Source organism: Halosimplex rubrum (assembly GCF_013415885.1).
Lineage (GTDB): Archaea > Halobacteriota > Halobacteria > Halobacteriales > Haloarculaceae > Halosimplex > Halosimplex rubrum.
In genome coordinates this window covers 643,606-662,994 of the sequence record NZ_CP058910.1, presented here as the reverse complement: position 1 = coordinate 662,994, position 19,389 = coordinate 643,606, and the positions used below count along the sequence as shown (strand labels likewise).

19 protein-coding genes are annotated in these 19,389 nt (G+C 68.7%); 12 read left to right on the top strand and 7 right to left on the bottom strand.

Going from position 1 to position 19,389, the window contains the following annotated elements; translation table 11 throughout:
• The first annotated feature begins 11 nt into the window (after positions 1-11).
• The gene (locus HZS55_RS03340) at positions 12-320 is read left to right on the top strand and encodes a hypothetical protein (protein ID WP_179910334.1); all 309 of its coding nucleotides are present in this window, start codon (positions 12-14) and stop codon (positions 318-320) included.
• Between the two features lie 121 nt (positions 321-441).
• Positions 442-990: a universal stress protein gene (locus tag HZS55_RS03335; RefSeq protein ID WP_179910333.1), complete on the top strand. Its 549-nt coding sequence runs from the start codon at positions 442-444 to the stop codon at positions 988-990.
• 374 nt (positions 991-1,364) lie between these two features.
• On the opposite strand, the gene thsA is transcribed toward HZS55_RS03335, so the two are convergent.
• Positions 1,365-3,044, bottom strand: a complete 1,680-nt coding sequence (gene thsA, locus HZS55_RS03330) for a thermosome subunit alpha (RefSeq protein ID WP_179911778.1) — start codon at positions 3,042-3,044, stop codon at positions 1,365-1,367.
• Positions 3,045-3,285: 241 nt separating this feature from the next.
• On the opposite strand from thsA, the gene HZS55_RS03325 reads away from it, so the two are divergent.
• Positions 3,286-3,825 carry a TspO/MBR family protein gene (locus HZS55_RS03325; RefSeq protein WP_179910332.1) on the top strand — a complete coding sequence of 180 codons (540 nt, stop codon included), beginning with the start codon at positions 3,286-3,288 and terminating at the stop codon, positions 3,823-3,825.
• 24 nt (positions 3,826-3,849) lie between these two features.
• On the opposite strand, the gene HZS55_RS03320 is transcribed toward HZS55_RS03325, so the two are convergent.
• Positions 3,850-4,749, bottom strand: a complete 900-nt coding sequence (locus HZS55_RS03320) for an alpha/beta fold hydrolase (RefSeq protein ID WP_179910331.1) — start codon at positions 4,747-4,749, stop codon at positions 3,850-3,852.
• Positions 4,750-4,847: 98 nt separating this feature from the next.
• On the opposite strand from HZS55_RS03320, the gene HZS55_RS03315 reads away from it, so the two are divergent.
• Positions 4,848-5,003, top strand: a complete 156-nt coding sequence (locus HZS55_RS03315; RefSeq protein ID WP_179910330.1) for a hypothetical protein — start codon at positions 4,848-4,850, stop codon at positions 5,001-5,003.
• 45 nt (positions 5,004-5,048) lie between these two features.
• Here HZS55_RS03315 and HZS55_RS03310 read toward each other — a convergent pair whose 3' ends face one another.
• The 3 genes from HZS55_RS03310 to HZS55_RS03300 all read right to left on the bottom strand — a co-directional run bounded on the left by HZS55_RS03310 (position 5,049) and on the right by HZS55_RS03300 (position 8,779).
• Positions 5,049-6,098 (bottom strand): ATP-binding protein, encoded by a 1,050-nt coding sequence (locus HZS55_RS03310; RefSeq protein WP_246308347.1) that lies wholly within the window; start codon positions 6,096-6,098, stop codon positions 5,049-5,051.
• A 72-nt stretch (positions 6,099-6,170) separates the two neighbouring features.
• Positions 6,171-7,832 (bottom strand): sulfatase family protein, encoded by a 1,662-nt coding sequence (locus HZS55_RS03305; RefSeq protein WP_179910329.1) that lies wholly within the window; start codon positions 7,830-7,832, stop codon positions 6,171-6,173.
• Positions 7,833-8,179: 347 nt separating this feature from the next.
• Positions 8,180-8,779, bottom strand: a complete 600-nt coding sequence (locus tag HZS55_RS03300; RefSeq protein ID WP_179910328.1) for a conditioned medium-induced protein 4 — start codon at positions 8,777-8,779, stop codon at positions 8,180-8,182.
• A 183-nt stretch (positions 8,780-8,962) separates the two neighbouring features.
• On the opposite strand from HZS55_RS03300, the gene HZS55_RS03295 reads away from it, so the two are divergent.
• The 4 genes from HZS55_RS03295 to HZS55_RS03280 all read left to right on the top strand — a co-directional run bounded on the left by HZS55_RS03295 (position 8,963) and on the right by HZS55_RS03280 (position 14,046).
• On the top strand, positions 8,963-11,125 hold the full coding sequence (locus HZS55_RS03295) for a heterodisulfide reductase-related iron-sulfur binding cluster (RefSeq protein WP_179910327.1): 2,163 nt from the start codon (positions 8,963-8,965) through the stop codon (positions 11,123-11,125).
• A gap of 155 nt (positions 11,126-11,280) precedes the next feature.
• Positions 11,281-12,003: a helix-turn-helix domain-containing protein gene (locus tag HZS55_RS03290; RefSeq protein ID WP_179910326.1), complete on the top strand. Its 723-nt coding sequence runs from the start codon at positions 11,281-11,283 to the stop codon at positions 12,001-12,003.
• Positions 12,004-12,040: 37 nt separating this feature from the next.
• Positions 12,041-13,123 carry an ABC transporter ATP-binding protein gene (locus HZS55_RS03285; RefSeq protein WP_179910325.1) on the top strand — a complete coding sequence of 361 codons (1,083 nt, stop codon included), beginning with the start codon at positions 12,041-12,043 and terminating at the stop codon, positions 13,121-13,123.
• On the top strand, positions 13,120-14,046 hold the full coding sequence (locus tag HZS55_RS03280) for an ABC transporter permease (protein ID WP_246308346.1): 927 nt from the start codon (positions 13,120-13,122) through the stop codon (positions 14,044-14,046). The genes HZS55_RS03285 and HZS55_RS03280 overlap by 4 nt, the downstream gene beginning before the upstream one ends.
• Positions 14,047-14,053: 7 nt before the next feature.
• Here the strand turns inward: HZS55_RS03280 and HZS55_RS03275 are convergent, their stop codons facing one another.
• Positions 14,054-14,404, bottom strand: a complete 351-nt coding sequence (locus HZS55_RS03275) for a DUF7113 family protein (RefSeq protein ID WP_179910324.1) — start codon at positions 14,402-14,404, stop codon at positions 14,054-14,056.
• Positions 14,405-14,517: 113 nt separating this feature from the next.
• On the opposite strand from HZS55_RS03275, the gene HZS55_RS03270 reads away from it, so the two are divergent.
• Positions 14,518-15,198 carry an HD domain-containing protein gene (locus HZS55_RS03270; RefSeq protein ID WP_179910323.1) on the top strand — a complete coding sequence of 227 codons (681 nt, stop codon included), beginning with the start codon at positions 14,518-14,520 and terminating at the stop codon, positions 15,196-15,198.
• A gap of 18 nt (positions 15,199-15,216) precedes the next feature.
• Here the strand turns inward: HZS55_RS03270 and HZS55_RS03265 are convergent, their stop codons facing one another.
• A complete protein-coding gene (locus tag HZS55_RS03265) occupies positions 15,217-16,053 on the bottom strand; it encodes an endonuclease/exonuclease/phosphatase family protein (RefSeq protein ID WP_179910322.1) in 837 nt (278 codons plus the stop codon).
• A gap of 266 nt (positions 16,054-16,319) precedes the next feature.
• Between HZS55_RS03265 and HZS55_RS03260 the strand changes: the two genes are divergently transcribed.
• The 3 genes from HZS55_RS03260 to HZS55_RS03250 all read left to right on the top strand — a co-directional run bounded on the left by HZS55_RS03260 (position 16,320) and on the right by HZS55_RS03250 (position 19,311).
• Positions 16,320-18,185 (top strand): ATP-binding protein, encoded by a 1,866-nt coding sequence (locus HZS55_RS03260; RefSeq protein ID WP_179910321.1) that lies wholly within the window; start codon positions 16,320-16,322, stop codon positions 18,183-18,185.
• Between the two features lie 102 nt (positions 18,186-18,287).
• On the top strand, positions 18,288-19,016 hold the full coding sequence (locus HZS55_RS03255; RefSeq protein WP_179910320.1) for a hypothetical protein: 729 nt from the start codon (positions 18,288-18,290) through the stop codon (positions 19,014-19,016).
• Positions 19,017-19,122: 106 nt separating this feature from the next.
• Positions 19,123-19,311, top strand: a complete 189-nt coding sequence (locus HZS55_RS03250; protein WP_179910319.1) for a hypothetical protein — start codon at positions 19,123-19,125, stop codon at positions 19,309-19,311.
• Positions 19,312-19,389 lie beyond the last annotated feature (78 nt).

Below are 19,389 nucleotides of genomic sequence, written 5' to 3'. Positions count from 1 at the left end.
AAACACGGCTCATGACCGAGTGGGTGGAGATCGTAACCGAAAAAGCCGGTGAGAAATCGGTGACGCAGCGCGTTCCCAAAGCGTGGTACGAGAACAGCCAGCGCGTCAGGGAGATCAACTCATATCTGACCGAAGAGTTCTTCGATGTCGAAGGGGTGACCGGGGTCGCGACGACGACCGGGGAGGAAGAAGTCGAAGGGTACACGCTCTCTCAACCGGTCGTCTACGTCGAAGACGAGCACGTCGACAAAGTGCCGTCTGAAATTGACGGAATACCGATCAAGACGGAATCTCCGAAAGGGCCGATCGTTCTCGATTAGAGGGCGGACCTGAGGTATCCCGCACTGAACATCCGCGCGCCGAGGACACCCGGGCGGGAAAAAGATGGTGGCGGAACCGTTTTGTCGCCACTTGCCGTACGTTAACACGGGTGATATACCCATGTACACAGTCCTGCTGCCGGTCGACATGGCGGAGTCGCGGGCGACGGCGCAGGTAGAGACGGCGATCGGGCTCCCGAACGCGGGCGAAGACGTCGAGGTGAAGCTCCTGCACGTGTTCCGTGAGGCCGACCGGGCCGAGGAGGCGTCGCCGCTCCAGCTCAGGGCGGGCGAGCACGCGTACGACCGACTGGACGAGGCGGGTCTCTCGGTCGAGCCGGTCACCCGGTACGGCGACCCGGCGTCAGGCATCCTCGAAGCGGCCGACGACTACGGCGCCGACATGATCCTGCTGGGCGGGCGCAAGCGGTCGCCGCTCGGCTCGGTGCTGTTCGGCAGCGTCAGCCAGGAGGTCACGCTCGACGCCGAGCGGCCGGTGGTCGTCACCGGCGACCGCGAGCAACAGCACATCCCGAGCCACCGCTGTGGGAGCTGCGGCGAGGAGTACTACACCGACGACGACATGACGATCCCCTCGTGTCGCAACTGCGGCGGCACGAAGGTCGAGCGCGTCGGCGAACAGTCGGAGGAACCGGCGCCGACGGCGTAGCTGGCGGTGCGAAAACGGAGAGAGATAATCAGCGGACGGTACGGCGGTCGACGGGTAGGCATTCGCGCGCCGAAGGCGCGCGATTCACCGGAACCGAGCGAAGTCGTTCGAAAGACGGCACAGCCGTCTTTCGTGATGACGAGAGAGCGTCGCTCTCTCGAACCACGCGGTTCCGGATTTTCCCCCACGTTTTTTCTGGAGAGGTTCCCCGCAGCGAGGCCGAAGGCCGAGCGAGGAAACCCCTTCAGGAAAAGTGGGCTTGCCTCGCGGGTCACTGCGTGCGAGGCGGCGGAGCCGCCTCGACTTCGCGGCGCTTCGCGCCGCGCGTTCCCCGGTCGGCTTTCAGCGGTCTCTCACTTCGTTCGAGCCCGCTCTTACATCATGCCGCCCATGCCGCCGCCCATGCCGCCCATGCCGCCGCCCATGCCGCCGGGCGCGCCACCGGGGCCGCCGGGCGCGCCGCCGTCGTCGTCGTTGTCCGTGCCGCCGCCCTTCAGGTCGCCCGCGGCGATCACGTCGTCGATGCGGAGGATCATGACGGCCGCCTCGGTGGCGGACTCGACCGCCTGGGTCTTGACGCGGAGGGGCTCGACGACGCCCTCCTCGACCATGTCGACGGTGTCGCCGGTGTAGGCGTCGAGGCCGACCTGATGGTTCCCGGAGTCGTGCTGACTGCGGAGGTCGACCAGCGAGTCGATCGGGTCGAGGCCGGCGTTCTCGGCGAGCGTGCGCGGGACGACGTCGATGGCGTCGGCGAACGCCTCGACGGCGAGCTGCTCGCGGCCGCCGACGGAGTCGGCGAAGTCGCGGAGTTCGAGCGCGAGGTGGGCCTCCGGGGCGCCGCCGCCCGGGAGGACCTGCCCGTCTTCGAGCGTGACCGAGACGACACCGAGGGAGTCCTCGATGGCGCGCTCGACCTCGTCGGCGACGTGCTCGGTGCCGCCGCGGAGGATCATCGTGACGGCTTTGGCGTCCTCGACGTCCTCGACGAAGATGCGCTCGTCGCCGGCGACGTCCTTCTGGGCGACGCTGCCCGCGAAGCCCAGATCGTCGGCGGTGATGTCGTCGATGTTGGAGACGATGCGGGCGCCCGTCGACCGGGAGAGGGCCTTCATGTCGGACTTCTTCGCGCGGCGGACCGCGAGGATGCCCTCCTGGGCGAGGTAGTGCTGGGCCATGTCGTCGATGCCCTTCTGGCAGATGACGACGTCGGCGCCGGCGTCGGCCAGCTCGTCGACGTACTCCTTGAGCTGCTCCTCTTCCTGGTCGAGGAACTGCTGGAGCTGGTCGGGGTCGGTGACGTTGACCTCGGTGTCGAGCTCGGTCTCGGGCACCTCGATGGCGGTGTCGAGCAGCGCCACGTCGGCGTCCTCGACGGCGTAGGGCATGTTCTCGTGGACGCGCTCCTTGTCGATCATGACGCCCTCGACGAGTTCGGACTCGTCGATGGAGCCGCCGACGACGGTCTCGAGCTGGATGTTGTCGGTGTCGACGCCCTCGTCGTCCGCGACGGACTGGACGGCGTCGACGACGAGCGAGGAGAGGGTGTCCTTGGCGTTCTCGGCGCCCTTGCCGGTCATGGCGGTGGCGGCGATGGACTCCAGAATCTCGGTGTCGTCGGCGTCGACGTCGATGGCGATGTCCTCGAGGGCCTCCTTGGCCTTCTCGGCGGCCTGGCGGTAGCCCTGCGCGAGGATGGTGGCGTGGATGTCCTGGTCGAGCAGGTCCTCGGCCTTGCCGAGCAGCTCGCCGGAGATGACGACCGCGGTCGTCGTGCCGTCGCCGACCTCGTCCTCCTGGGTCTGGGCGACCTCGACGATCATGTTGGCCGCGGGGTGCTCGATGTCCATCTCCTCGAGGATGGTGACGCCGTCGTTGGTGACGACGACCCCGCCGGAGTCGTCGACGAGCATCTTGTCCATCCCCTTCGGACCGAGTGTGGTCCGTACGGACTCCGCCACGGCCTTCCCGGCCGTGATGTTCATGGACTGTGCGTCCTTGCCCGAGGTGCGCTGAGAGTCCTCGGACATGATGATGAGGGGCTGGTTACCCATCTGCTGAGCCATAGTCAAGAGAAAGGTTGATTGCGATTCTATATAAAAGTAACGGAGGATCGCGTCGTTGGTGTCGCTGGGCGCCCGAGGATAGTGTGTGAAGCGATCTCAAAGACGTATTTATATACGGTCCTCGGGTGAGCACGGGCGCCAGCGGGTGTTCGACCGGGGTGAACGGGGCAGTTCGGCCCGCCAACCGGTCGGGCGGATCACACTTGCCCGTCCGGGCCGTATCGGACGCATGGCCGAGACATCGACGATCGGATCCGGCGGATGGGGACGCGAGCGCGTGCTGACGGTGGTCGCGGGGGTCCTGCTCGTCAACCTCGTCGGCGCCGCGCCGGCGGTGCTGTCCGGGCCGGGGTCGCCGTGGTTCCAGGCGCTCGCGAAGCCGACGATCTACCCGCCGCCGTGGCTGTTCGGCGTCGTCTGGACGCTCCTCTTTACCCTGCTGGGCGTCGCCGTCGCGCTCGTGTGGCTGGCCGACGGTCGCGGCGGCGTCGGGACGAGTGCGGACGGTAGCGGCTGGACCGCTCGACGGGTGGCGCTCGCGGCGTTCGCCGGCCAGATGGTCCTCAACGTCGCGTGGACGCCCGCCTTCTTCGCCGCGGAGAACCTGCTCGCCGGACTGGTCGTCATCGTCGCGCTGTGGCCTGCGGTGCTCGCGACGATCTGGGCCTTCGACCGCGTCGACCGTCGCGCGGCCGCGCTGCTGGTCCCGTATCTCGCCTGGGTGACCTTCGCCGCGGTGTTGAACTACCGGTTCCTGGCGCTGAACTGAGGGCGGAATCGAGCCCGCGGTGGGTCAGGACCCGTTTCCGTCCCGCAGGTGTCCGACCAAGGCGTCGTTGACCCGCTCGGGTTCCTCGTCGTGGACCCAGTGGGAGGCCCACGGGATCCGCTTGAGGTGGCCGTCGGTGCAGTAGCCGACGCTCTCGGCGGCCATCGACGGGAGCAGCGCCGCGTCCTCGTCGCCCCAGACGACCAGCGTCGGCGCGTCGACGGTCTCGCGGGGCGCGTCGTCGCGGCGGCGGAGCAGCGCGCGGTACCAGTTGACGGCGCCGCGGATCGCGCCCTGCCGGCGCCAGGCGTCGCGGTAGTGGGCGAGTTCGTCGTCGGTGAACGCGCCGGGGTTGGCGCTGCCCTCCAGCACGTCGAGGACGCCCCGGGCGTCGCCGCGCCCCAGCACCATCTCGGGGACGACCGGCAACTGGAAGAAGAACATGTACCAGCTGCGGGCGAGCTGGCGGGGACTGGACTTCAGCGTCCGGCGCATCACCGACGGGTGTGGCACGTTGATGATCCCCAGATGGTCGACGGTGTCGGGGTGGCGCAGCGCCAGATCCCACGCGACCGCTGCGCCCCAGTCGTGGCCGACCACGTGGGCGTCGTCGCGTCCCTCGGCGTCGATCAGTGCGGCGACGTCGCCCGAGAGTTCGCGCATCCGGTAGGCGTCGAGGGCACGGGGTTTCTCGCTGCGGTTGTAGCCCCGCTGGTCGGGGACGACGACGTAGTAGCCGGCGTCGACCAGCGCGGGGATCTGGTGGCGCCAGCCGTACCAGAAGTCCGGGAACCCGTGCAGGAGGACGACCAGTTCGTCGTCAGGGTCGCCCGCGCGGACGACGTGCAGGTCGACGCCGTTGACGGTGTGACGCGTCGACTCGGCAGAGGGCAGGTCGAGCAGGCTCGCGTCGGTCGCGGTCATACGCGACAGTCCGCCCGACAGCCCCCTGTAAGTTCCGGTTAGCTGACTGGTCGGCGGACCGGCGGGCGATTTATTGTCGCTCGCCGCGTGCGTCGGGTATGGCCTACACCTGCCAGTGCGGGGCGACCCTGGAGTACAAACAGGACCTCCGCAAAGAGCAGGGCGAGGTGTATCCGACCTGGAAGTGCCGGGAGTGTCGCAGCGAGGTCCCCAGCGTCCACGCCGAGCGGATCAAACACCAGCACCCGTCGTGAACCGATGACCGTCGAGAACGGTGAGATTCCGTCGGCGAGAGAGAACTACCGTCCCATCCCGAAGCGGCGATGCCGGAGTTCGGGGGTGATCTGGATGCGGTCGATCTCCTGGCCGGTGCGGTACCAGACGAACGCGGCCCGGGTGAAGAGTTCCCGACACTCGATACGAACTTCTCGGGGGACCCCCTCGCTGCGCTCGTGGATGTCGCGGACCGCGGCCTCGGTGAACAGTTCGACGGGCTGGTCCTCGTAGGGTTCGTCGCGGAAGTAGGCAAAGGAGCGGGCGATGTACTCGGCGATGTCTTCGGGACCGAACGGCTCGATCCCCTCGTAGTAGCGCAGCCGCGAGTCGAGCGTTCCCCTGAGATCCGCGACGCGCTCCTTGCCTTCGGGGGTGCCCATCAGGAACAGGCGGACGCCCATGTCCCCGGCGACCTGCAGCGTCGAGAGGATCTCCGGGGGCAACACCTCGATCTCGTCGACGACCAGCAGGATGGTCTTGCCGTCGGCGCGCACGTCCTCGACGAGTTCGCGGGCGGCCTCCTTGGCGTCCTCGGTGGCCCAGGGGACGCCGTCGCGGGTCTGCCAGTAGTCCCGGTCTTCGACCTCGTAGCCAGCGGCCTCTGCCGTGGTCTGGATCGTCGCGTACAGCTTCCGGGGCGTGGTCTCGCGGGGGTTGTCGAGGACGGCGACGACGAAGTCGTCGTGTTCGCCCAGGTCGCGGCGGACGATCTCCCGGAAGGCGGTCTTGCCGGTGCCGTAGTGGCTGACGAGCCCGATGTGTTGCTCCTGGAGGAGCCAGCCGGTCACCTGGTTGAGCATCTCGGTGTCGTGGCGGACGTACAGCGGTTCGGGCATCCGGTCGGTGCCCGCCTCTTCGGTAAAGGGCAGGTCCGCCACCGTGTCGGGGTCGCCCCCGAGCGCGCGGCCGAACGAGAGGAGGCGGGTCTCGACCTCGGCGAGCTGGTCCAGCAGGATCCCCTGCCCGCGCTCCTCGTCGTCGTCCAGTGCCCGTATCTTCTCGACCAGATTCCCGACGGTCTCGGTCTCCCCCGAGCGCCCGTCCGCCGTCGGCTGGTCGGTGTCGTCTGTCATGCTGTTCGCCCGATTACTGCGTGATTGGCCGCCCAGCCGGATAGCTTTTCTGACGGGCGACTCCGGGACACCTCACTCCGACACGGTGAAGATCCCCACCTGCTCGTCGCTCTCGGCGAAGCCGTAGCGGACGGCCTTCGCCCGCACGGTGGTCTCGCCCTCGGGCAGGTCGACCGGGCCGGTGTACAGCCGCCAGCGGGGTTCCGTGCCGTCCTCGTCGACGCGCTCGTCGGCGAACGCGTAGCGCGTCGACGCGCCCTGGGTGGCGCAGTACAGCGACAGCGTCGCCGGCCCTTCCAGTTCCAGCCCGGCAGTCCTGGCCGTGCGCTCGTCGTGGTTCGGGCTGTTGACGAGGAACCGCGGCGCGGCGGTCTCGGGCTGGTCGGTCCCGCCGTAGCGCTCGCGGACCATCTCGCTCTCGGCGGTGTCGCCGGCGTCGCCCACGCGGTCGCGCCAGTCGTCGAGTGCCCCGCGCATCCGGTCCAGCGTGTCGGCGTACTCGGGATCGCCGGCGAGGTCGTCGACCTCCCAGGGGTCGCTGTGCAGGTCGTATAGCTCCTCGGCGGGCCGGTCGGCGTCGAACCACCGCTCGGCGCCCTCGAGTTCCCCCTCGCGGGCGCGTTCGAGGATCTCCCGCATCACCGGGTGGCGATTCCGGTAGGGGATCCACTGTCGGTAGGGGGTCCCCGGCCGGTAGTGTCTGACGTACTTGAACCGGTGGTCGCGGACGGCCCGGACCATGTCGTAGGACTCGTCGTAGCGGTCCCGCGTGGCGAAGACGTACTCCCGTTCGTCGGCGTCCGGGCCGAAGAACTGCCGGCCGCCGATATACTGCGGTACGTCGAGGCCGCAGGCGGCCAACATTGTCGGCCCCAGATCCATCGTGCTGACGAGTCGGTCGTCGACGCTCCCGGGGTCGATAGCGCCGGGCCAGCGAACGATCAGGGGGACGCGGATCCCCCCGTCGTAGGGCCAGCGCTTGGAGCGGGGGAGCCCCTCGCCGTGGTCGCTCCACAGGACGACGATGGTGTCCTCGGCCAGCCCGTCGGCGGCGAGGCGGTCGAGCACGTCGCCGACCCACGCGTCCGAGCGCGCGACATTGTCGTACTGCCGGGCGATTGCCAGCCGCGTGGTCTCCGTGTCGGGGAGATACGGCGGGACCTCGACGGCCGACGGGTCGGTTTCGGGGTCCGCGACGGCCCCGCCGAACTGGTCGTCGGTCCCCGGTTCGGTGGGGTCCCACTGGCCGCTCTCGTGGGTGACGCCGTTGGTGACCATCGCGAAGAACGGTTGGTCGGCGTCGCGGGCGTCGTCGCGCCAGTCCGCGTCCGACCCGTGGTGGTCCCACATCGTCGCGGGCGTCCCGAACTGGTAGTCGGCCTTCGAGTCGAGCGTGCAGTAGTAGCCCGCCCGCCGGAACAACTCGGGAACCGCCGTCACGTAATGGGGCGGGACGGCGTCGTAGGGCGTCGGCAGCTCGGGCGCGTCGTCGTTGGTGTGGGTCGTCCGCATGTGGTGGGTACCGATGGCGTTCCCATGGCAGCCGGTCATCACCGCCGAGCGGCTGGGGGCACAGACCGGCGCGGTCGAGAAGGCGTTCGGGTAGCGCCGGCCGTCGGCCGCGAGCCCGTCGATCTCGGGGGTTCGGGCCAGCTCGTCGCCGTAGCACCCCAATCGCGGCGTCGTGTCTTCCATCGCGATCCAGAGGACGTTCGGCCGGTCGGCCCCGGGCATACCCGACGGGCGTCCGCCGCCGGCCTAAGTGTTGTTGCGGGGTCGTTCGGCGGGGACGGGACCGACGGTGGGACACGAGTCGCGACGTTCAGTACAGGCGGTGCAGTTAGTGGTCGATCCCTAGTCGATCGTCCGCGAGCGAAGCGAGCGGTTCACCGCCGGAGCCGTCGAAGACGGCGGAGGCGGCCTTTTTCACCCATGTTTTTGCGCCGAGTGGTTCCCGCAGCGAACGGAGTGAGCGAGGAAACCCGAGGCGGAAAAGGATGGTTTCGCACGCGAAACTGATCGGCACGAATCGAACGCGGACGGAGACCCCGGTGCCGAGGAGATCGGATCGAAGTCCCCGCTCAGAACGACACGTCAGTCTCGATGTCCTCGGCGGCCTCGTCGAGGCCGTCGTCGGTGACGGACTCGGTGAGCGACCCCGAGATGGCGGCGTCGGTGAGTATCTCGTCGAACTCGGTCTGATAGCGGTGGTTCGCCGCCCGGGCGGCGTCCTGAGCGTCGACGACGCGGCGGTAGTGGGCCAGCGTCGGCTCGTCGACGCCGAACTCGGCGGCCAGCGCCGCGTCGTCGGCGTCGCGGCGGCGGCGCAGTTCGCAGATGTCGAACGGCGCCGCCGTGTCGTCCCCCCGGAACAGGTGCAGATCCATGCGTGCGCGGAACACTTCGTCGGGCGAGACGCCGAGGTCGTCGGCGATCGCCTCGTCGGACCCGTCGTCGTAGAACCCCCGGACCAGGTCGACGTACGTCTCCGTCTCGAACGCCGAGTCGAAGTCGTAGCGGTCGGCGAGCGCCTCGATTACCCCCCGCAGGCGCTCGCGGATCGTCGCCTCGTCCGGCTGGTCCGCGATGGAGCCCCGCGGCTCCTCCTGGGTCTCCGTGACCGTCTCCTCGTCGGAAACGTCCATGAAGATGTCCCGCAGTTCCTCGGTCTTTTCGTCCATTGCCCGAACCGCATTGCGGGGACGCACACCTAAATAATTGTTGACATCTGCGGCGAGCGGCCTCGTCGTCACCGTCGCGCTCGACTCGCGACCGCCGAAAACCGACAAACGGCACAACGGTTGTGAACCGAATCCGTGTGGGATCGTGACAAACGTTAAGGGGGCGTCCGACCGGGTTCTAGTATGCGCTTGCTCCAGGCCGACGCGGTGACTCGCCCGACGTTCTGGGGGATCGGCCCGGTCGGGAAGGCCGCGTTCTACTACCTCGCTGCCGTCGCCATCGCCGTCTTCCTGCTGGGGTCGTACCGCCGGGTCGCCCGCTACGCCGAGGGTCGCGAGGACCCGCTGAACCGGCTCGACGACCTGCCCCAGCGGGTCGTCGGCGCGGCGGGGACCGTCCTGTCGAACCGGACCCTGCGCGACGGCGATCTCGTCGCTGGCCTCGCTCACGCCTTCGTCCTCTGGGGCTTTCTCACGCTTCTCATCGCGACCACCGTCCTCGGCATCGACATGGACATCTACGGCCCGCTCACGGGCGATTCGTTCTTCGTCGGCGACTTCTACCTCTCCTATTCGTTCGTCGTCGACGCGATGGGGCTGCTGTTCGTCGTCGGCCTCGGCGTCCTCCTCTACCGGCGCTATGCCGCCCGCGACGACCGCCTGTGGGGTCGTCACACCTCCGCCGAGGACGACCTGTTCGTCTGGGCGCTGTTCCTGCTGGGCGTCGGCGGCTACCTCACCGAGGGGGTCCGGATCCTCGGGCAGAACTTCCCCGACTTCGAGACGGTGAGCTTCGTCGGCTGGGCGGTCGCCGTCGCCCTCGACGGCGCCGGCGTGAGCGCCGCCGCGGCCGAGGCGGCGTACCCGCTCGTCTGGTGGAGCCACTCGGTCCTCGCGCTGGCCTTTATCGCCGCGCTCCCGCTCGGGAAACCGTTCCACATGCTCGCCTCGGCGGCCAACGTCGTCGCCCGCGACGAGGACGCCGGTCGCCGGCTCCCCGGCGTCCCGGCCGATCTGGACGCCACCAACGCCGAGTCCATCGACGACTTCACCTGGAAGGAGCTGCTCGACCAGGACGCCTGCACCAAGTGCGGCCGCTGTTCGACCGCCTGCCCGGCCAAGGCCGCCGGTCGCCCGCTCGACCCGCGGGACGTGATCCTCGACCTCAAGCGCTACCGCGAGAGTCGCGACGCCGGCAGCGAGGCGGTCGACATCGTCGCCGACGGGGGTACTTCCGTCGTCGACGCCGCGACGATGGAGTCCTGTATGTCGTGCATGGCCTGCATGGACGCCTGCCCCGTCGAGATCGAACACCTCGACTCCTTTACCCGGATGAACCGCCAGCTCGTCGACCAGGGGGACCTGGACCGGTCGGTTCAGGACGTCTTCCAGAACGTGATGCAGCAGGGCAACACCTTCGGGGAGTCACAGCGCAAGCGCGCGGACTGGGCCGACGAACTGGACGCCGAGCCGACCGACGCCCGCGAGGAGTCGGTGGAGTACCTCTGGTACGTCGGCGACTACCCGAGCTTCGACGACCGCAACAGGAAGGTCGCTCGCTCGCTCGCCCGCATCTTCGAGCGCGCGGACGTGGACTACGGGATTCTCTACGATGACGAGGTGTACGACGGCAACGACGCCCGCCGGGTCGGCGAGGAGTTCCTCTTCGTCGAGCAGGCCGCGACCCTCGTCGACACGTTCGACGACTGTGAGTTCGAACGGATCGTCTGCACCGACCCCCACGCGATGAACACCTTCGAAAACGAGTACCCCGAAGTGGACTTCGAGGCGTACGCCGACGACCCGATGATGGAGGTGCCCGAGGAGAACTGGGCGGGCGCGCCGGTCTTCCACTGGACCCAGGTCGTCGAGGACCTCGTGAGCGAGGGCCGGCTCGGCCTGCGCGGCGACGAACTCGACGACACCGTCACCTACCACGACCCCTGTCACCTCGGGCGGTACAACGGCGAGTACGAGGCGCCCCGCGAGCTGGTCCGCGCCACGGGCTGCGAGCTGGCGGAGATGCCGCGCAACCGGAGCGATTCCTTTTGCTGTGGCGGCGGCGGCGGCGGCCTCTGGATGGAGTTCGACGAGGAGCCCAAACCCAGCGAGGAACGGCTGCGCGAGGCCGTCGAGGACACCGCCGTCGGTCCCGCGGTCGAGAAGTTCGTCGTCGCCTGCCCGATGTGTACCACGATGTTCGAGGACGGCCGCAAGACCGGCGGCTTCGAGGACGAGATCGAGGTCGTCGACGTGGCGGAGTTGCTGATCGAGGCGATCGAGGTCCGGGAGGGCGAGGCGGTCGCGGTCGGCGGCGGTCCCGCGGAGTCGGCGGCCGACGACTGAGGCGATCGGCCGCACCCGTTCGCCGGGTCCGACGAGCGCGCCGGCGAACCCCGGGACCCGCAACCCGGGTCGCTCCCCGGGATCGGCGCCCCGTCGACCGAACCGGCCACCGCGCCGTCCGATCGATTAACACGCTCGGGGCCCTCCCGAGTCCCATGGGACTGATCGCGGAGTTTCGGCTGGCCGGCGAGGACCTGGCGCTCGTCGACGTGGCGGCCGGCGTGCCCGAGGCGACCGTCGAGTTCGAGTCGGTGGGGGCCGCGCCGTCGGGGCCGCCGGAGTTCGTCGTGCGGACGGTCGGTGCGAGTCGCGAGGCCGTCGAGGCCGCCTTCGCCGCGGCCGACTCGGTGACCGACCACTCGCTGGTCGTCGCCGACGGCGACGCCCGCCGGTATCAGTGTCGTCCGACCGGCGGGCCGCCGGAGGGGCTGGAGGCGCTCGCGAACAACAGGTCGGTCCCCGACCGCGTGACGGTCACGCCGGAGGGGTGGACCGAGCGACGGTGGTTCGCCGACCGCGAGGAGTTCGACGCCTTCCGCGACTTCTGTCGGACCAACGACTACACCTTCCGCCTCGACCGCCTCGTCGAGGTCGACGACGGCGACGGCGCCCGCGACGCCGAGGAACCCGGCCCCTTCGGCGCTCTCGACGGCGACTCCCCGGGCCCGCCGGGGATGACCGAACCGCAGCGCGAAGCGCTCGTGCTCGCCCACGAGATGGGCTACTTCGACGTGCCGCGGACGGCGTCGACCGCCGACGTGGCCGAGGAACTCGGCGTCACGCCCGCGTCGTGCTCCGAGCGACTGCGCCGCGCCCAGAGCCACCTCGTCGCGCAGTTCCGCAACGCCGACTCACACATAAAACCCCGAATGGATTAGGGCCAGGGCTACGGGCGCGTAGCCGTAACTCACTCGCGTGAGAGAACGGAAGCCACGACCGGACGGCGGCGACGCCGGGGACGGTCGCGGGAACGCCATCGCAGCCAGCGGTGTGGAACTGACCTACGCCGACGGGACCGAGGCGGTCAAGGGGATCGACTTGACCGTGCCGGAAGGGGAGTTCTTCGGCTTCCTCGGCCCGAACGGCGCCGGGAAGACGACGACGATCAAGACCTTCGCGACCCTCCTCTCGCCGACCGGCGGCTCGATCACCGTCAACGGCTACGACGTGCGCGACGACGCGCGCCGCGTCCGCGAGACGATCGGCTACATGGCCCAGGAGACCAGCGTCGACGAGGAACTCACGGCCCGGGAGAACATCCGCTTCGCCGCGCGGGCCTACGGCGTGCCCAAGAGCCAGCGCGCCGACCGCATCGACGAACTGCTCGACCTGGTCGACCTGGCCGACGTGGGCGACAAGCGCGCCGGCGAGTTCTCCGGCGGGATGAAAAAGCGGCTGGACGCCGCGACCGCGCTCGTCCACAGCCCCCCGCTCGTCTTCCTCGACGAACCGACGACGGGACTGGACCCCAAAGCCCGAAACCGCCTCTGGGAGTACTTCGAGCGCATCAACGAGCGCGGGACGACCCTCTTTCTGACCACGCAGTACCTCGAGGAGGCCGACCAGCTCTGCGACCGCCTCTCGGTCATCCTCGACGGCGAGATCGTCGCCACAGGGTCGCCGATGGAGCTGAAACGCCGCGTCGGCGGGGAGATCCTCGACGTGGAGATCGAGGGCGAGGCGGTCGACGCGACCGGGGACGGGAGCGCCGCCGCCCGCGAGCGCGCCGCCGAGATCGCCCGCGCGGGCGACGTGTTCGACGCCGACGCCGACGTGGCGGTCACCGACGACGGCATCAGCGTCACCGCCGAGCGGGCCCGCCAGCACGGGACCGACCTGCTGGTCGCGCTCCGGGACGACGGGATCACGGTGACCGGCTTCAACATCCGCTCGCCGACGCTGGACGACGTGTTCCTCGCGATCACCGGCGAGGAGCTCGATTCGGAGGACCGGGCGGCCGACGCCGCCGACGTGACCGGGGAGGTGACCGCCGAATGAGCGATCGGTCGGTCGACGACGCGCGGGAGACCGACGGCGGGGACGTTCGCACCGACGGCGGCACCGCCCGTCCGACGGACGAGCGGCTGTCGGGCAACTCCTTCCTGGGCGACTTCTGGGTGAACTTCGTCCGCTGGAACCTCAAGGCGGTGCGCAACCCCTTCGTCGTCGTCGGGTCGCTCGTCCAGCCGATCATCTTCCTCGTCCTGTTCACGCAGGTGTTCGGCCAGATCGCCACCGGCGCGATCAGCGGCGGCGCCACCGGCGGCATCACCTACGAGACGTTCCTGTTGCCCGCCATCGCGATGCAGGTGTCGCTGGCGGCCGCCGCGGGGTCGGGGATCGGCCTCGTCAACGACATGGAGGAAGGGCTGTTCGAGAAGACGCTCGTGATGCCGATGAGTCGCTCGGCGATGTTCCTCGGCAAGACCGCCGCCGAGATCCTCCGCATCGTCGTCCAGATCGCCATCATCCTCGGCCTCGGCACCGTCCTCGGCGCGAACGTCGCCACCGGGTTCGTCGGCGCCGTCGGGATCGTCTTCGTCGGGATCCTCTTCTCGCTGTGGTTCGTCGCGCTCTCGAACATCTTCGCCGTCGTCACGCGCGACCAGGAGTCGACGATTATCGGCGCGAACCTCCTGCAGTTCCCCCTGCTGTTCGTCTCGACGGCCTTTCTCCCGCTGTCGGCGATGCCCGGCTGGATCCAGACCGTCGCTACCTTCAACCCCATCACCTACGGCGTCGACGCCGCTCGCGCGCTGATGCTCGACCAGGACGTGATGACCGTCGTCGAGGTCACTCGCTTCACGGGGATCTGGAACACGCTCGTCCCCGCGATCGCCGTGCTGCTCGCGCTCGACGTGCTGTTCGGCGGGATCGCCGTCTACCTGCTCAACCGCGCGTCGTCGTCGGACGTGCAGTAGGCGACTCCTACAGCTCCGGCTCCTCCCTGTCCGGGTTCTCGATTATCTCGATCTCGACGTCCTCGCCCCGGAGTCCGAGCCGGGCGAACTGCGTGCGGACGTGTTCCTTCGCCGCGGCCAGCCCCGCCTCGCGCGTGTCGAACCCGCGGGTGGTGGGCGCCTCGAAGGCGACCCGCCGCTCCGTGCCGTCGATCCGCTGGAGCTGTCCGCCCGACTCCACCTCGTAGAACTCGTCGCAGATCCAGACGTAGGGGGCGCCCTCGTCCGGCGCGCCCTCGAAGGTCGGCGGCCGCTCGCCCCGCTCGTAGAGCGTCCCCGTCAGCGCCGTCCCGCCCGCGTGGCCGCGTACCAGTAGCATATCCCCGACGGTAGGGGGCCGAACGGCAAAAGCGCGCCGGGCGCTCCGGGGAACCGACGACTCGGCGTTCGCTTCCAGAACGGCTATCCTGTCGGCGCGCGGACCGCTCGGCAATGCCCTCCGACCTCGACTCGCTGGCCCGCCGGCTGGCGGTGCCGCACTACGACGATGCCCTCCCCGCTCACGACGCGTTCCACGCCAAGCGCGTCCGCGACCTGTCGCTTCGGCTCGCCGGCGACTGGGACCGGTCCGTCGACAGCGGCGTCCTCGCCGCGGCGGCCTGGCTGCACGACGTCGGCCGGCCGCTCGAACGGACCGGCGAGATCGACGACCACGGCGAGTGGGCGGCCGTGGAGGCGTCGGACCTGCTGGCCTCTGAGGGAGTGACCGCCGACCGCGTCGACGCGGTCGTCCACTGTCTGCGGAGTCACAGCATCCGGCCGAGTTCCCCCGAACCGGAGACCACGGCGGCGAAACTGCTCTTCGACGCCGACAAGCTTGACGCGGCCGGAGCGGTCGGTCTCGTCCGCCTGGCCTGTATCGTCGGCGAGCGCTCGGGGCGAGCGGGCGAGAAGTACGCGGCGATCGACACCGGGTCGGCTCCCGGGGCGGTCGGCGCCAGCGGCGCGGACGACGCGGGCGTGCCGGACCTGACGCTCCTCCGCGAGTGGGCGCGCGAGCGACTGGACGCGCTGTACACGCCGCCCGGTCGCCGGCGCGGCGAGTCCCGCTGGGCGTTCATGCAGGACTTTTTCGACCGGTTCGAGGCCGAGACGGCGGTCCCGGACGGCTGACGGCGGTCGGCCGCCCGCTCAGGTCCACAGATCCAGGTCGACGACGACGGGGAGGTGGTCGGAGGGGAACCAGCCGTCGCCGACCGCGTCGGCGGCGACGCCGTACCCCTCCACCGCCGCGCCGGCGACGAAGACGTGGTCGATCCCCCGGTCGGGCAACAGCGACTCGAAGTCGGTCCGGGTGGTGTCCGGGCCGTGTGCGGGGTACGGGCTCGCTTCGCGGGCGTCGACCAGCCGGAGCCCGCCTTGTCCACCCCGTTTGGCTTCGGGGGCGTCGCCGCTATCGTCGGCGAGTGCCCGGTACGGTTCGTCGCCGGCCACGCAGTTGAAGTCCCCACCGACGACGACCGGTTCGTCGTCCTCGCGGATCTCGCTCGCTCGTTCGCGGAGCACCCGAGCGCCCTCGACGCGGGCGCGGGCGCCCTCGTGGTCGAGGTGGGTGTTGCAGTACAGCACTGTCCCGCCGGCGGCGCGGTCGCGCAGGCGAACCCACGTGGCGATCCGGGGGTAGGCGGCGTCCCAGCCGACGCTGCCGGGGTCGTCGGGCGTCGGCGAGAGCCAGAACGTGCCCGAATCGAGCCGGTCGAAGCGGTCGCCGCGGTAACCGACGGGACAGAACTCCCCGTCGCCCTCCTCGGCCTCCCGCGAGTCGCCGACCCACTCGAAGCCGGGGACGGTCTCGCGCAGATCCGCGTACTGGTGGGCGAGCGGTTCCTGCAGGCCCACCACGTCCGGGCGGTGAAAGCGGATGGTGCCCGCGACGGCGTCGCGCCGACCCGCCCAGTCGAACTCCCCGTCGCGCGCCGTGTCGCGGCGAACGTTGTACGTGAGTACCCGGACCGCCTCGCCGTTCATACCGGTCTCTCGGGCGCCGGGGGTCTTGAGACTACCGCGGTCGGCAGGACCCGACCGCCCGGGGACGTCGATCCGGAACGCGTGCTCACGTATCGTCGGCGTCCGCGCGCCGTCGGCGCGCGGTTCGTCCACCGCATCGGGGCGGAGCACCGCGGAGGCCGCCCTTCGGACCCGCGTCTCCGGCAGCGAGGTGGGTGCGGTGTGCCCGCTCTCCGCGAGACGGGCGGTGGGCAAGACCCATACCCTCCCAGTACGACGTGGCGGGTATGTCCGATCTCGGGGATTTCACCGACTTCGACGGCAGCGACGAGGGCGACGGCGGGGCGGCCGACGGCGCGGACGCGGCGGCGGTCGATACCGAGGCCGCCGCGGACGGATCGGCGTCCGACTCGACCGACGCCGACGCGTTCGACGCGGGCGACGCCGACGACGACTTCGAGGCGATGGACGTGACGCCCGCCGGCGAGGACCGCGGCGTCGGCGTCGTCTCCGCGACCGAGGGCCTGCGCATCAGCGAGGACGGCGAGGAGACGGAGCTGCGGGCGTACGTCACCGTCGAGAACCGCTCGGACGTGCGGATCGGGAAGTACCTGCTCGTCCCCTACCAAGACGAAGAGCGGCTGTTCTGCCGGATCACCGCCCTGGAGTACGCCCAGGAGTTCCGCGCCGACGACGCCACCGAGATCCACGCCCGCCGCGCGATGCGCAGGGGCGACATCGACGAGCAGGACTTCAAGTTCGTCGCGACGCTGGAGCCCGTCGCGGTGCTGTACTCCGAGGGCGACGAACTCAAGCGGCGGATGACCGACCGCGTCCCGAAACCCGAGACGGTCGTCCGCGAGGCCACGGACAAGTCGGAGATCAAGACCGGCCTGAAGATCCCCGAGGACGGCGTCTTCCTCGGTCACCTCTCGGTGGGCGGCGAGAAGGTGAAGACCGCCGCCGACCCGCCCCACATCGACTACCGGCTGAAAGACGACTACGAGGACGGCGACCCGCTCGTCTTCCGCCACACGCTCGTCGCCGGGGGCACCGGGTCGGGCAAGACCCACAGCGCCAAGAACGTCCTCCGGCAGTACCTCGCCGAGGACCGCACCTACCCCGTCGAGGACGGTAGTCGGGACGTGTCGCCCGGACTCGTCATGTTCGACCCGCAAGACGAGTACGCCCAGATGCACGACGACAACCCCGACCTCGACAGCGACTTCGCCCGCCGCCTGGAGCGGGAGGGGATCGCCTACGGCGGCGTCGACGACACCATCGCGTTCGTCCCGAAAGTCCAGGGCGCGACCTACGCCACCGGCGACCACCGCGCCGAGCAGGTCGAGTTCACCATCCCCTTCTCGATGGTCCAGGACAACCCCTGGCTCATCGCCGGCGCCAATTTGAACGGGAACCAGTACAACGCCCTCCAGTTGCTGCTCAACCGCTTCTCCCGGGACTACGGGGCCGACGGCACCTATCAGCAGTTTAAAACGTTCCTCGACGACCCGGCGCTCCGGGAGGAACTCGACGAGACGGGACGGGTCCACGAGGCCACCTTCAACGCGGTCAAACGGCGCGCGCTGGGCTTCGACGGCATCTTCGACCAGGACGCCCGCCCGATCACCGAGCGGGTCCACGAGTTCGTCCGCGCGGGTGGGGTCTCCGTCGTCCCGACCTACCACATCAACAACTCCCGGACGACCGTGACGGTGGTCCTCGCGCTCGCCGCCCTGATCGTCGACCAGAAGCTCTCGAACGACCCCGAGTACGAGCGCATCAAGCACACACCGCTCGTCCTCGGGCTCGACGAGGCCCACAACTTCCTCTCGGAGGTCGACAGCGTCCAGGGCGAGCAGATCATCGGCAAGTTCACCGAGGCCGCCAAACAGGGCCGCAAAGAGCGGCTGGGCCTCTTTCTCATCACGCAGGACCCCCAGGACATCGCCGACCCCGTCTTCAAGCAGATCAACTCGACGGTCGTCCTCAACCTCGGCGACGACGACGCCATCTCGGCGGTGAACATCCCCGCCAACCTCGAACAGAAGGTCCCCTACATGGAGAAGGGCCAGAAAGTCGTCTACTCGCCGGACAACTCCGAGCCCGTGGAGCTGATCGGGCTCTCGAAGTGTCTCGTCAACCACGAGTGAGGGGGCGATCTGTGGCAGTCAGACGAGCCTGCGATCTGTACACCGACGAACCGACACGGTAACTACCGACGACATCATCGCTTCCTGTTGACTTTCCCATCGATGGCTGCTGATGACGAAGTCCGAGAACTCCTCGAAGAACTCTCCGATCACCCGGGACAGCGCCTCGTCTGGCAGCGTGACAGTCTCCAGCGTGCCCTCCAAATCTATTTCCACCACACCGACCGACTGGAGGATCTGCTGCTCGAGTTCCGCTCGGACGTTCAGTCCGACGGGAGAGGCGCTATCACAGAAGACGAGAACGATCGATTCCTCATCTGTCTTCACGACTATTTCTCCGCCTCGTATGGCGTGTTTTCGAAAGCACAGGACTTCCAGTCACGGTTCTATTGCGACTGCACCAACGAAAATTGCTCTCCGGATTCCTGTGACGAGTTCGAGCCGTACCTCTCGAACCTTCGGGAGAGCGGCCTCACTGAGATGGGTGCGTATATGAACTCGCTGCGAGTGGTCGTCCAGAAGATCAGAACCCCGAGTCTGCTTACAAATACGAAATACAACTTTTTCGACATCGACGAGTCCGACGGTGTCGTGATAGACCGGCAACTCCTTCTCGACTGGGTCCGCGGGTCACGGGACAGGGAAGCCGCGATCGGATATCTGGAAGACAGGGACGACGCGTATATCTGTCTCCATTCGGAGGTCGTCGAGTATCGAAACGCGAACGAAGAGTTCTACGGGTGGTTGTTTCAGGATGCCAAAGAACGGTACGCCCACGAACTACGAAGCCGGCGAACGAGGCTCGGAGAGTTGCGAGACGACGTTGCCTGAGATCGAGACGCCTGTTCAGTTCACCATCAGCCCCCGGACGTACACGACGCCGTGAAAAGTTGAACCGACCACCAGACTTTTATCTACGTTGCTACTTGGTGTGGGTATGGACCCGAGTGAAGCCCGTGTCCTCCAATCGCTGGAGGGGGGTACGGAAGGATTCAAGTCTGTTTTAGATAGACTTGACGGGGCATCCCGGGAAGACGATTTCGTCCGGTTCGAGCGGGACGAACTCGATGTCGTACTCGGCGAAGGCCGAACTGACTCCTACGATCGTCTGTCGGCCAGCGACTGATTCGTCCCTCTCCTCACGGGTTTTAGCTCATCGGACACGGGTACGGTCTCCGTTGCATTTCGGATTAATCGAGTCGAG